Raw genomic sequence first — 12,150 nt, 5'->3', positions numbered from 1 at the left:
AAGTCTGGCTTAGTCGCCGGACTTCAGCGCTGCGCCAAGGATATCGCCCAGCGATGCACCCGAGTCAGAGGAACCGTACTGTTCCACGGCCTCTTTCTCTTCGGCGATTTCGCGCGCCTTGATCGACAGGCCCAGACGGCGGGTCTTGCTGTCCACGTTGGTGACGCGGACGTCGACCTTGTCACCGACCGAGAAACGCTCGGGGCGCTGTTCGGCACGGTCGCGGCTCAGGTCCGAACGGCGGATGAAGGACTTCATGCCTTCGTACTCCACCTCGATACCGCCATCTTCGATCGCGGTCACTTCGACGGTGATGACCGAGCCACGCTTCACGCCGCCCACGGCTTCGGCGAACTTGTCACCGCCCAGGGCTTTGATCGACAGCGAGATCCGCTCTTTTTCGACGTCAACTTCCGAGACAACCGCCTGAACGACGTCGCCCTTGCGGTAGTTCTGGATGGCATCTTCGCCACGCTCGTCCCACGACAGGTCGGACAGGTGAACCATGCCGTCGATGTCGCCTTCCAGGCCGATGAACAGACCGAATTCGGTGATGTTCTTGACTTCGCCTTCGACCTGCGTGCCCTCGGGGTGCGTTTCTGCAAACACTTCCCACGGGTTGCGCTGGGTCTGCTTGAGGCCCAGAGACACGCGACGCTTGGCGCCGTCGATTTCCAGAACCATGACGTCGACTTCCTGGCTGGTCGAAACGATCTTGCCGGGGTGGACGTTTTTCTTGGTCCAGGACATCTCGGACACGTGCACCAGACCTTCGACACCGGGCTCCAGCTCGACGAACGCGCCGTAGTCGGTGATGTTGGTGACGCGACCCTTGTGCACCGAACCCAGCGGGTACTTGGCGCCAACCAGATCCCACGGATCTTCCTGCAGCTGCTTCATGCCCAGGCTTATGCGGTGGGTTTCCTTGTTGATCTTGATAACCTGAACCTTGATGGTTTCGCCGATCGTCAGGATCTCGGACGGGTGGTTCACACGGCGCCATGCCATGTCGGTGACGTGCAGCAGGCCGTCAACGCCGCCCAGGTCAACGAATGCACCGTATTCGGTGATGTTCTTGACGACACCCTCGACGGTCTGACCTTCGGACAGGTTGCCGATGACCTCGGCACGCTGTTCGGCACGCGATTCTTCCAGGATTGCACGACGCGAGACAACGATGTTGCCACGGCGGCGGTCCATTTTCAGGATCTGGAACGGCTGCTTCAGACCCATCAGCGGGCCAGCGTCGCGCACGGGGCGAACGTCAACCTGGCTGCCGGGCAGGAACGCAACTGCGCCACCGAGATCCACGGTGAAGCCACCTTTGACGCGACCAAAGATAGCACCTTCGACGCGCTGGTCGTCGGCATATGCTTTTTCCAGACGGTCCCATGCCTCTTCACGGCGGGCCATCTCGCGCGAGATGACGGCTTCGCCACGGGCGTTTTCTGCGGCGCGCAGGTAGACTTCGACCTCGTCGCCAACAGCGATTTCAGGAGCTTCGCCGGGATTTGCGAATTCTTTCAGATCGACACGGCCTTCCATCTTGTAGCCTACGTCGATGATGGCCTGGCCCGCTTCGATCGCGATGACCTTGCCTTTGACAACCGAACCCTCTTCGGGGGTGTCCATTTCGAAGCTTTCGTTCAGGAGGGCTTCGAATTCCTCCATGGATGCGTTAGCCATGTGGCGTTGTTTTCCTTTACATAACGTTTTTGCTGGCCGAGCGGTTGTCTCCGCCGGTCTTGTTTCATGATGTCCTCTGGCGTGACCCGGTGCGCATCTGGCTAAACAAACACAAAGGGCCGAGGAAACCCGGCCCTGCTCAGATACGTCGTCCGGGCGTTGACCGCCCTTGTTCAGACAGCGCGCGTATAGGCGGATTCTGGGCACAGCGCAAGCAGAAAGGCCCTTGTTGCAAGCCGACGCGGGATTCCGCTTGCGTTTTCCGGGCCAGCTACTCCTCCAAAATCCGGGCATCCCTCAGCAGCATGGCCTGCTCGATCGCATTCAAACGCGCCAGTGCGTCGGCCGGGGCCTTTGCCCCACCGGCTGCCTTCCAAATCTTGAGGGCCGAGTTCGGACTCCAAGGCAAGCAGGCATTCGCAAGCCACTGACGCAACTGAGGCGGAAGGGTGTCATAGGCCTGCATCGCGGGACGTTGCCGTCTCCGGCGGTTCAGGCGGCTGCGCAGATTGCGTCTTTGATTGGTCATGGGCATCGACTGTACCAATGCGAATTTTCAGAGCGGGAACTGGACCGGACGGAATGGGTTGGGGAAACGTCCCAACTGGTATGTTATGTTATTACGTAACATACTTTTGTTGCGCAACCCCGGATTGAGGTCAAAAAAGGCAGGGTTCTGCAACCCTGCCCTCAACCATTTCGAAGCTCTCAATATTAGCCGAAGCCGAGAGACCTAGAACAGTTGCAGGTCTTTCTTGCCGCTTTGAATCTCGGCCAGGTTCGGCATGTTCTGGATGACCACCGGTTCGGGCGCGGCACCCGGCATCGGAACGGTCGGCTGTGCCGCCTTGGCCATCGCAAAGGTGGGTTGCTTGAGCTCTCCGCGAATGTCGCGCAGAAGGGTTTTGTGATCCGGCATCGCTTTCAGGATCTGCGCAAGGTCCACTTTCGCGCCCTTCCACCATTGGAACCAGATGTCCTTCCGCAATGGTCGAATGCGATCACGAATTCCAGTGCCATACCCCGTATCATAGACCTGCTTGCCCAGCAGAACCGTCTGATAGACGCGATGGTCAAACAGCGTTGCAAACTCGACATCGTGCTGCATCGGAAGGCGGTTCTTCCAAAGCTCGAGGTTTTCAGCAAGCCTGTCCGGCACCTTCATCTCGGTCCGCGCGTCGATCCAGTATTGATCATCGGTGCGATTGTTCAGCTTGTAATGCAGGCAAATGAAATCCAGCACTTCGTCATAGAGCTTGTTCATCTGACGATTGTACCTGTCCCTCAATGAGGGTTCGATATCGCGGGTCGGCAAATGCTCGGCGAACCAGCGCACAGCATGGTCGACCATATGGATCGCAGTGCTTTCAAGCGGCTCGATGAACCCACCGGCCAGCCCGATCGCCACGCAGTTCTTGACCCACGCGTTGCGCACGCGCCCGATCCGCATGGGGATCACTCGCGGCGTCGCGCCTTTGCCGCTGTCACCCAGCCACTCCAGATATTCGTCCGCCGCTTGATCATCCGTCCGGTGCGCGGATGAATACACGTATCCCGTACCCACACGGTTGTAGAGTGGCACGCGCCATGTCCAACCAGCGCCAAGTGCAGTCGATCGCGTGACGCTTTCGATCTTCCGCGGATTAGGGTGCTCGATCTGCAACGCCATGGCACGGTCGTTCGGCAGATAGTCCGAATAATCCATGAACGGCTCGCCCAGTGCCTGATTGATGATCAGGCCGCGGAAACCGGTGCAGTCCACGACCATTTCAATATCGTGGCGGCCTGCACGCTCAAGCATCAGATGGCTGACGTTGCCCTGTTCATTCAACTCGACCGACTGCACCTCGTCGCGGATATGTTCGACGCCACGCTGCGTACAGACCCTGGTCAGCATGCCCGCGAATTTTACGGCGTCCAGGTGATAGGCATAGCCAAACCGCTGCTCGAATTCGGGTTGCCCCAGAAGCCGCGCGCCCTTGCACAGCCGAGCCAGGTCATCATGCGGCGAGATGGACTGAGTGAAATCCCGGTCCCCGTTGCCAAACCGAAGGAAGTATTCGGCGGCCTCGAGTCCTTCCAGCATCTGGCCATGGGCAAATGGGTTCACATAGTCGATGCGCTTTCCCTTTGCGTCTTTGTTCCAGTTGCAGAATTTGACGCCCAGCTTGAACGACGCATTGGTTTCGCGGAAAAAGTCTCGCTCGGAAATTCCAGCCTGACGGAGCGTGACTGGCATACGTGGCACGGTCGCTTCACCAACGCCGACCGTGGCGATGTTCGGGCTTTCGATCAGGCAGATCCGCGGACGGTCCTTGGGTGCTGACGTGCGCGAAAACACCATCTCGAGTAGCAACGCCGTCATCCAGCCGGCCGTACCGCCACCCACGATGGTGATTTTTTGCAAACGATTATTCATGTTGTTCTGTCCCTGTTGGCTGTGAGGATTTTGCGGCCGCCTGCCCGTTTTTCCGGGCCTCGGTGGCGACCTCCCCTTATCGCTGAGGGAAACTATAGCAGCTTTCAGGCATCCAGCTAGGGCCAATGGCGGCATCAAGTAGGCCCAAACGGGCGCCTTTGCCAAAGCAACGCATGGTCACGACCTGCTTCCCTTGCACTGAACGGACAGCGATGACGGTTGAGCCTTCCGAGGCAGCCTCAGATGTCCTCGCCTTTCTTCAGAAGATCGTCGATCAGTTCGCGTTGCAGATCATGGCTGTCCCCACCGCCGAACTCGGCCGCACCCCCGGAATAGAGAGTGCCATAGGTCCGAGCGATATTGACGGTCTGCGCCAGGCCCGAGATCAGTTGATCCTTGTTCAGCCGTGACAGCGGGTGGATGAACACGGCCCACAAGGTTCCGTTGGCGATCGCATAGCGCGCGTCCAGCGTGCTGTCGAAATTGGCCTGCATCATGCGCTGCAAGTCTTCGGCCGAAAGCTCTGAGGTGCCGCTGATCGCAACCATCGCCCGCATCCGGTCTGCATGCACATCAGTAACAACCAGCACCGGCACATCGGAAATCGTCATGGTAAAGCCCGGACCCTGCGGCTCGGCATCGGGGTCGAGAGCAAAGATGATCTTGCCCAGTCTCTCGTAGGTCATCGGTGGCTCGGCTTCCTGTGCCAACGCATGGCCGGCCAACAAAACCCAAATCAAGGCAAATCGGATCATCCGTTCTCTCCACCATAGACGCGTTCAGCCTAAGCGGGGACTGATCAACTGGCCAAACACAGCTTGGTGAGCCGGTTTGGCTTGCTCTCGGCAAGTGCGAACGATCTGCAAGGTTTTCCGTTCGCCCTGCGATTACGCGTCCGCACGCCCGCATTTATCTGTTCAACACGGGTCGGCGCGAGTGCCGGCCACAACTGAACACGAAAGGAACACACAATGAAATCTGTTGTACTCAGCGCCCTTGTCGCCGTCCTGCCGATGATCGCCGCACCGGCTTTTGCGGCGGATGAGATCAATGTTTCGAACGGGATCTCGGCCGGCGGTGCGCCGCTGGCTGCTCACGGGGTCGATCTGGTTGCGCTGGTCACCGACGGCAACCCGGTCGAAGGGTTCGCCACGCATTCGGCCACCTATGACGGCGCGTCATACTACTTCACCTCGGCCGAGAACCGCGAAGCTTTCGAGGCCAACCCCGAAGCATACCTGCCGCAGCACGGCGGCTTCTGCTCGTATGGTGTTTCCGTGGGCAAGAAGTTCGATGGCGATCCAGATCAGTACCTGCTGGCCGATGGCAAGCTGTACCTGTTTCTGAACGCGGCAACTCGCGCCAAGTTCCTCGAAGACGTGTCCGGCACCGCCAAGACCGCGGATGACCAGTGGGCGAATATCAAGTCGATTGCGGTCGGCGAACTGTAATCGGACTGTCGCCAAGCGCTGTCCGCGGTCTCACCTTGCCGCGGGCAGCTTTTCTTGAATAACCGCGACCGCCTTTTCCAGCGCGGCCTCGATGCTCAGGTTCGACGTGTCCAGTAAAACGGCATCTTCGGCCGGTTTCATCGGGGCCGTGCTGCGCTCGGCGTCCCGCGCGTCGCGCTCGCGGACATCGGCCAGAACCTGCGCGCGGGTTACAACCGCGCCTTTGTCTGCCAGTTCCAGATAGCGTCGCTCGGCGCGCACTTCAGGGCTGGCTGTGACGAACAGCTTCACTTCGGCCTCGGGGCAGATCACCGTGCCGATATCGCGCCCGTCCAGCACCGCGCCGCCGGCCCGCCGGGCAAAGCTGCGCTGGAAATCGACCAGAGCTGCGCGCACCTCGGGGATCACCGCCACTTTCGACGCCGCCTGCGCGATTTCGGCGGTGCGCAGGTCGCCCTGCTCCAACTCCTCGGCCGTGAGGGACCGCGCCGCCTCGACCGGGTCGGTGCCGTCCAACGTGCGTCGGCCGACCGCGCGATACAGCAGCCCCGTATCCAGATGCGCCAGCCCGAAATGCGCAGCCACGGCCTTGGAGATCGTGCCCTTGCCCGCAGCGGCCGGGCCGTCGATGGCGACGGTAAAGCTCATGTGCGTTCGACCTTGGCACCCAGGCCCTTCATCAGCGGCTCGAAGATCGGAAACGAGGTCGCGATGGGGCTGCCGTCATCGACCGAGACGGCCTCTTGCGCACCCATGCCCATCACCATGAACGACATGGCGATTCGATGGTCCAGAAAGCTTTCGCAGGTGCCGCCGCCGGGAACGCCGCCGATGCCCAGCCCGTCGACCGACCACCAGTCATCGCCCTCGTCAACCGTGACGCCGTTGGCCCGCAAGCCACGCGCCATGGCGTCGATGCGGTCGCTTTCCTTGACGCGCAGTTCCTTGACGCCGCCCATCATAGTCTTGCCGGTGGCGTTGGCCGCAACCACCGACAGCACCGGGTATTCGTCGATCATCGAGGCTGCGCGTTCGGGCGGGACGTCGATGCCCTTCATGTCGGGCGAATATCGCGCGCGCAGGTCGGCGACCGGCTCGCCGCCTTCCTCGCGCATGTTCTCATAGGTCAGATCGGCGCCCATCTCGCGCAGCGTGGTGAACAGGCCGGCGCGCGTGGGGTTCAGGCCGATGCCCGGCACCAGAACGTCCGATCCCGGCGTGATCAGCGCCGCGCAGACGGGGAAAGCCGCGCTGGAGGGATCGCGCGGCACGGCGATCACCTGCGGTTTCAACTCAGGCCGGCCGGTCAGGGTGATGACCCGGCCTTCGTCGGTATCCTCGACCGTGATTTCGGCGCCAAACCCGGCCAGCATCCGTTCGGAATGGTCACGGGTGGCTTCCTTCTCGATCACCACGGTCTTGCCCGGCGCGTTCAGGCCGGCCAGCAGAACGGCGGATTTCACCTGGGCCGAGGGCACGGGCACTTCGTACCACACCGGCACCGGATCGGCCGCGCCGACGATCGTCATGGGCAGACGCCCGCCCAAGCGGCCCACGGCCTGTGCCCCGAACAGCGCCAACGGATCGGTCACCCGCGCCATCGGGCGTTTGTTCAGGCTGGCATCGCCGGTGAAGGTCGCGCTGATCGGGCTGGTCGCCATCGCGCCCATGATCAGGCGCACGCCCGTGCCCGAGTTGCCGCAGTCGATCACATGATCCGGCTCGGCAAAACCGCCCACGCCGACGCCATGCACCGTCCATTCGCCATTCCCGTGCGAGATCACCTCGGCCCCGAAGGCGCGCATCGCCTTGGCGGTGTCCAGAACGTCTTCGCCTTCCAGCAGGCCCGAGATCCGGGTCTCGCCCACGGCCATCGCCCCGAGGATCAGAGAGCGGTGCGAAATCGACTTGTCGCCCGGCACTTCGGCTGTGCCGGTCAGCGGGCCGCAGGGATGCGAGGTCATCGGGATGGGCGTGCCGTGTCCGGACATGAGGGCTCCTTTTGCGCTATCAGTGCCCCTGCCGATTAGCGAATTGGCGCCGCAGCGTCCAGCCGCAATCACCCGTTGCGGCGGAAGGTCAGGTAGTGCGGCGTGCGGCCTTCACGCAGGGCCTTCTGCTCGTAGCGGGTCGAAATCCAGTCGTCCCACGGCTTGCGCCAATCCTCCGGGCCCTCGGCCAGCCATTCGAAACCGGCGCGGGGCACCTCCTCGAGCGTCTGGCGGACATAGTCCGGGATGTCGGTCGCCACGCGGAAAATCGCGCCGGGTCTCAGCACACGCGCCAGCGGCTCCAGATGCTCGGGCGTCACGAAGCGGCGGCGGTGGTGCCGCTTTTTGGGCCACGGATCGGGATAGAGCAGAAACGCCCGCGAAATGCTGGCATCGGGCAGTACGTCGAACAGGTCGCGCACATCGCCGGGATGCACCGCCAGGTTGGTCACTTCGGCCCGGCGGATCTTGCCCAATAGCATGGCCACGCCGTTGATGAACGGCTCGGCCCCTATGATGCCGATATCGGAGTTCTGCTGCGCCTGATGCACCAGATGCTCACCACCGCCGAACCCGACCTCAAGCCATACCGGCTTGCCGCCGAACAGCGCGTTCAGGTCGATCGGGGTGCGGTCGGGGTTGCTGTCCCAATCCACCGCGCCGGGCGACAGGGCGGCCAGGTCCTCGGACAGATAGGTCTTTTGGCTGGGCTTCAGGGTCTTGCCCTTGAAGCGGCCATAGAAGTTTCTGCGGGGGCGTTCGGGTGACTGGGTGCTCATGCCGGTGCCCTTACTGCGGCGGCGTTTGCGTTGCAAGGGGCGGGCCGCGTCGGGGGTGTATCCTTCGGAACGGAAAAGGCGCGCCACATCGGACGCGCCTTTTCCGTGTTTGGTTTCCCGGTGCTGGCTCAAACAGCCTTTTTCAAGGCCTCAACCAGATCGGTCCGCTCCCAGCTGAAGCCGCCGTCCGCATCCGGCTCGCGCCCGAAGTGCCCATAGGCCGCTGTGCGCTGGTATATCGGCTTGTTCAGCTGCAGGTGTTCGCGGATGCCGCGCGGGGTCAGGTCCATCACCTGTCCGACCGCCTTCTCGATCTCGGCGTCGGCAACCTGTCCGGTGCCGTGGGTGTCAGCGTAGATCGAAAGCGGCTTGGAAACGCCGATCGCATAGCTCAGCTGGATCGTGCAACGCTCGGCCATGCCGGCGGCCACGACGTTCTTCGCCAGATACCGCGCGGCGTAGGCCGCCGACCGGTCGACCTTGGTCGGGTCCTTGCCCGAGAACGCCCCGCCGCCGTGCGGGGCCGCACCGCCATATGTGTCGACGATGATCTTGCGCCCGGTCAGACCAGCATCCCCGTCCGGGCCGCCGATGACGAACTTGCCGGTAGGGTTCACATGCCATTCCGTCTGGTCGCTCAGCCAGCCATCGGGCAGAGATTCGCGGATGTAGGGCTCGACGATCTGGCGAATATCGTCCGAGGTCAGCGCCTCATCCAGATGCTGGGTGGACAGCACGACCGAACTGACACCGACTGGCCGCCCGTCACGGTAGATCACCGACAGCTGCGATTTGGCATCGGGACCCAGAGCGGGCTCAGACCCGCTCTTGCGCACCTCAGCCAGACGGCGCAGGATGGCGTGTGCATATTGGATCGGAGCCGGCATCAGGGCTGGGGTTTCGGTAGTGGCATATCCAAACATGATGCCCTGGTCACCGGCGCCTTCATCCTTGTCAGCAGACGCATCGACCCCTTGGGCGATGTGCGCGGACTGTTCGTGCAGCAGGTTCGTCACCTCGACCGTTTCGTGGTGGAACTTGTCCTGCTCGTATCCGATGTCCTTTATGCAAGCGCGGGCGATCTCTTCGATCTTGCCCATGTAGTCGTGCAGTTTTTCCTGATCCGACAGACCGACCTCGCCGCCGATGACCACCCGATCAGTGGTGGCAAATGTTTCGCACGCGACACGCGCTTCGGGCTCTTCGTTCAGAAAGGCATCCAGGACCGCATCTGAAATTCGGTCGCACACCTTGTCGGGATGCCCTTCGGAAACGGATTCCGAAGTGAAAATGTAGTTCTGTCGGGACATGAAAGCGCTCCATTAAGATTTCCCCGTCACGCCAGGAAGCCGTTGTGACAGGCATTCGACGGGATACGCCCGAAGAAACAGGGGGTCAATCGATAATTATGCCCTGCCAAACCGAACGTTGCGCCTAAACAGCAGCAGAAGCACCAACAATAGCCCAAGCGTCGGCCCGTCGCCGGTTCGCGCATACAGTGTCGGAGGCAATGGCGCCGGAAGATGAGCATCCACGAAACCCGCCTGTCCCAAAGGCAGGGAGGCGATTACGTTGCCATAGGGATCGACCATCGCCGAAACACCGGTATTTGCCGACCGCGCCAGCGGCAAACCCTGTTCGATGGCCCGCATCCTTGCCTGCGCCAGATGCTGGAATGGTCCTGTGCGGGTCCCGAACCAGGCATCATTGGTTATCTGCAGAAGGAAATCCGGACGCTGCGGTGCCGCCGAGACATCCTGCGGAAAGATCGCCTCGTAGCAGATCAGCGGCAGCGCCAGACCCAGCTTGCCGGCGTTCAGCATCGCCGCTCCGGGCCCGGCGCTGAAGCCACTTCCCGTGGTCGCGGCCATACCGTGTATTCCGAACCTGTCCATCAGATCGCCAAGGGGAACATACTCGCCGAAGGGCACCAGATGATGCTTGTCGTACAGGCCGGTCTGACGCCCCTGCTCGTCGAGGTAGATCATTGAGTTGTAGATGCGCGGCCCGTCTCCGCGTTGGATACCGAGGATGACGGGCGTTCCCTGAGCGGCCTCGGCAATCGCTTCCAGATAGGGACCCGCACTGCCCAGCCACGCCGGAACCGACGTCTCGGGCCATACGATCAAGTCCGGACGGGGTTCGGCGGCAGTGAATTCAATCTGTCGAGCAAAAAACAGCGGAGCAAAAGACGGGTCCCATTTCTGCTCTTGCGGCGCGTTGGGCTGGACCAGACGAACGATGTGACCGGTCTCTGCAACCCTCGGGCGGTTGCTGGCTTGAACCAGCGCCAAACCGGCAAAGATGACAACCGCCACGACGGGCCAAAGAAACGCCTTGCCGTCGCGAGGACCGGCGACGGCAGCGCCCAACGGCAGAGCAAGCAAAAAGGTCGCAGCCCCAAGGCCATATGGACCAACCCATGCCAAGAGTTGCCCGGCCGGGGCATCCACCCAAATCTGTGCCATTCCCGCCCAAGGAAACCCGGTCAGAACGTAGCCGCGCGCCATTTCAACCAGCGACAGGGTCAGGGCCAGAACGATGACCTTCCGCGGCCCCACCTCTCGGGTTCCGCGCGCGAGCCAAAAAGCAAACGCCCAGAACAAGGCCAAGCCAGCAGCCATGAACACCAGCGCAAAAGGGGCCATCCAGGCATAACGCTCAGCGTCGATCTGAAAGGGCTCGATGATCCAGCTCAGGGCATTGGCGAAGTAACCGGTTGCGAAAGCCCAGCCCACCCATGCCGCGCAAGCGCGCGTGGAACTGGCCAGAAACAACGGCGCGACCGATGCAAGCGCAATGCAGGTGATTGTCCAATAGCCATACGGCGCCAAGCCAAAGGCCGCCAACGCGCCGAGTATCGCGGCCAGTACCACGCGCAGCCAATGCGGCCACCGCAAGGCAGGACTCATGCAGCCATATCCGGTAGCATCACCCGCAGGCGCTTGATGCGCCGTGGATCCGCGTCGATAACCTCGAACTCGGGGCCTTCGGGATGCAAAACCACCTCACCGCGGGCTGGAACCCGCCCCGACAGCATGAAGACCAGCCCGCCCAGAGTCTCGATCTCTTCCTCGTCCACATCCTCGTGGCTGGTCAGCGACCGGCCAATTTCGGCCTCGAAATCCTCAAGCGGTGCTTTGGCCTGAACGATATAGCACCCGGGCTTTTCTTGCACCCACAGCTGATTTTCGTCGGCGTCATGCTCATCGGCGATTTCTCCGACGACCTGTTCGATCAGATCTTCGATCGTGACAAGCCCGTCGACGCCGCCATATTCATCGATCACCAACGCCATGTGGCGACGCTCGGTCTGCATCTTGGTCAGCAAAACACCGATCGGCATCGAAGGCGGGACGAACAGCAGCGGGCGGAGCATCGAGATCAGATCGAATTCCGCCGACCCACCGTTGAACCCATGCGTCAGCGCAAAATCCTTGAGGTGAACAAAGCCCAGCGGCGTGTCCAACGTCCCCTCGTAGACAGGTATTCGCGACAGACCGCTATCCCTGAAGACCTGGGCCAGTTCCTCTTTGGTGATGGTCGAAGGCACTGACACGATATCGGCGGAAGGAATTGCCACATCCTCGACCCGCATGCGCCGAAGATTGATCATGCCGCGTGGCTGAGGGGTCACGGCCTCATTCCCGTTCACGACGACTTCGGCGTCATCCTCGGCGGAAGAAAAAGCATCAAGAATACGAGAGAAAAGCCCGCTTTTCTCTTTGGTTTCATCGCTGCTCTGCGAGTGCGCGCTCTGCGCCGCTCCAGAACTGCCGTCAATATCGCCCATTTTCCTGTTCCAATAGATCGGGCACCAAGGC

General features: G+C 61.6%; 11 protein-coding genes and 1 riboswitch. Of the genes, 1 reads left to right on the top strand and 10 read right to left on the bottom strand.

The window, feature by feature from the left end:
* Nucleotides 1-9 precede the first annotated feature (9 nt).
* From rpsA to ACR0CU_RS00970, 4 genes are all read right to left on the bottom strand, one after another.
* Nucleotides 10-1,686, bottom strand: coding sequence for a 30S ribosomal protein S1 (gene rpsA / locus ACR0CU_RS00985; RefSeq protein ID WP_170340458.1), 1,677 nt, complete (start codon nucleotides 1,684-1,686; stop codon nucleotides 10-12).
* Nucleotides 1,687-1,957: 271 nt separating this feature from the next.
* Complete coding sequence (locus ACR0CU_RS00980; protein WP_254437514.1) at nucleotides 1,958-2,215, bottom strand: DUF6525 family protein; 258 nt, start codon at nucleotides 2,213-2,215, stop codon at nucleotides 1,958-1,960.
* Nucleotides 2,216-2,419: 204 nt separating this feature from the next.
* Entirely contained in the window at nucleotides 2,420-4,105 is a 1,686-nt protein-coding gene (locus tag ACR0CU_RS00975) for a tryptophan halogenase family protein (RefSeq protein ID WP_170339897.1), read from the bottom strand.
* A gap of 239 nt (nucleotides 4,106-4,344) precedes the next feature.
* The gene (locus ACR0CU_RS00970) at nucleotides 4,345-4,860 is read right to left on the bottom strand and encodes a hypothetical protein (RefSeq protein ID WP_170365353.1); all 516 of its coding nucleotides are present in this window, start codon (nucleotides 4,858-4,860) and stop codon (nucleotides 4,345-4,347) included.
* Nucleotides 4,861-5,076: 216 nt separating this feature from the next.
* On the opposite strand from ACR0CU_RS00970, the gene ACR0CU_RS00965 reads away from it, so the two are divergent.
* Nucleotides 5,077-5,556: a YHS domain-containing (seleno)protein gene (locus tag ACR0CU_RS00965; protein ID WP_170357085.1), complete on the top strand. Its 480-nt coding sequence runs from the start codon at nucleotides 5,077-5,079 to the stop codon at nucleotides 5,554-5,556.
* Between the two features lie 30 nt (nucleotides 5,557-5,586).
* Here the strand turns inward: ACR0CU_RS00965 and cmk are convergent, their stop codons facing one another.
* From cmk to ACR0CU_RS00935, 6 genes are all read right to left on the bottom strand, one after another.
* Complete coding sequence (cmk, locus tag ACR0CU_RS00960) at nucleotides 5,587-6,204, bottom strand: (d)CMP kinase (RefSeq protein WP_170444478.1); 618 nt, start codon at nucleotides 6,202-6,204, stop codon at nucleotides 5,587-5,589.
* Nucleotides 6,201-7,547 carry a 3-phosphoshikimate 1-carboxyvinyltransferase gene (gene aroA, locus ACR0CU_RS00955; protein WP_170444475.1) on the bottom strand — a complete coding sequence of 449 codons (1,347 nt, stop codon included), beginning with the start codon at nucleotides 7,545-7,547 and terminating at the stop codon, nucleotides 6,201-6,203. The genes cmk and aroA overlap by 4 nt, the downstream gene beginning before the upstream one ends.
* 68 nt (nucleotides 7,548-7,615) lie before the next feature.
* Nucleotides 7,616-8,326: a tRNA (guanine(46)-N(7))-methyltransferase TrmB gene (gene trmB, locus ACR0CU_RS00950; RefSeq protein ID WP_170444472.1), complete on the bottom strand. Its 711-nt coding sequence runs from the start codon at nucleotides 8,324-8,326 to the stop codon at nucleotides 7,616-7,618.
* 128 nt (nucleotides 8,327-8,454) lie between these two features.
* Nucleotides 8,455-9,636 carry a methionine adenosyltransferase gene (metK, locus tag ACR0CU_RS00945; RefSeq protein ID WP_170434363.1) on the bottom strand — a complete coding sequence of 394 codons (1,182 nt, stop codon included), beginning with the start codon at nucleotides 9,634-9,636 and terminating at the stop codon, nucleotides 8,455-8,457.
* Nucleotides 9,637-9,641: 5 nt separating this feature from the next.
* Nucleotides 9,642-9,690, bottom strand: a riboswitch (SAM-SAH riboswitch).
* A 42-nt stretch (nucleotides 9,691-9,732) separates the two neighbouring features.
* Nucleotides 9,733-11,238, bottom strand: a complete 1,506-nt coding sequence (gene lnt / locus ACR0CU_RS00940; RefSeq protein ID WP_170444469.1) for an apolipoprotein N-acyltransferase — start codon at nucleotides 11,236-11,238, stop codon at nucleotides 9,733-9,735.
* A complete protein-coding gene (locus ACR0CU_RS00935; protein WP_170357079.1) occupies nucleotides 11,235-12,119 on the bottom strand; it encodes a hemolysin family protein in 885 nt (294 codons plus the stop codon). The genes lnt and ACR0CU_RS00935 overlap by 4 nt, the downstream gene beginning before the upstream one ends.
* Nucleotides 12,120-12,150: the final 31 nt, after the last annotated feature.

It is taken from the genome of Ruegeria sp. BC2 (assembly GCF_056539245.1).
This window is presented reverse-complemented; position numbering and strand designations above follow the sequence as displayed.

Bases quoted from the DNA above. Each gene is read 5' to 3' on its own strand.
- cmk (WP_170444478.1), bottom strand. From the start codon at position 6,204: ATGAGCTTTACCGTCGCCATCGACGGCCCGGCCGCTGCGGGCAAGGGC.
- ACR0CU_RS00970 (WP_170365353.1), bottom strand. From the start codon at position 4,860: ATGATCCGATTTGCCTTGATTTGGGTTTTGTTGGCCGGCCATGCGTTG.
- aroA (WP_170444475.1), bottom strand. From the start codon at position 7,547: ATGTCCGGACACGGCACGCCCATCCCGATGACCTCGCATCCCTGCGGC.
- ACR0CU_RS00980 (WP_254437514.1), bottom strand. From the start codon at position 2,215: ATGACCAATCAAAGACGCAATCTGCGCAGCCGCCTGAACCGCCGGAGA.
- ACR0CU_RS00975 (WP_170339897.1), bottom strand. From the start codon at position 4,105: ATGAATAATCGTTTGCAAAAAATCACCATCGTGGGTGGCGGTACGGCC.
- metK (WP_170434363.1), bottom strand. From the start codon at position 9,636: ATGTCCCGACAGAACTACATTTTCACTTCGGAATCCGTTTCCGAAGGG.
- trmB (WP_170444472.1), bottom strand. From the start codon at position 8,326: ATGAGCACCCAGTCACCCGAACGCCCCCGCAGAAACTTCTATGGCCGC.
- rpsA (WP_170340458.1), bottom strand. From the start codon at position 1,686: ATGGCTAACGCATCCATGGAGGAATTCGAAGCCCTCCTGAACGAAAGC.
- ACR0CU_RS00965 (WP_170357085.1), top strand. From the start codon at position 5,077: ATGAAATCTGTTGTACTCAGCGCCCTTGTCGCCGTCCTGCCGATGATC.
- ACR0CU_RS00935 (WP_170357079.1), bottom strand. From the start codon at position 12,119: ATGGGCGATATTGACGGCAGTTCTGGAGCGGCGCAGAGCGCGCACTCG.
- lnt (WP_170444469.1), bottom strand. From the start codon at position 11,238: ATGAGTCCTGCCTTGCGGTGGCCGCATTGGCTGCGCGTGGTACTGGCC.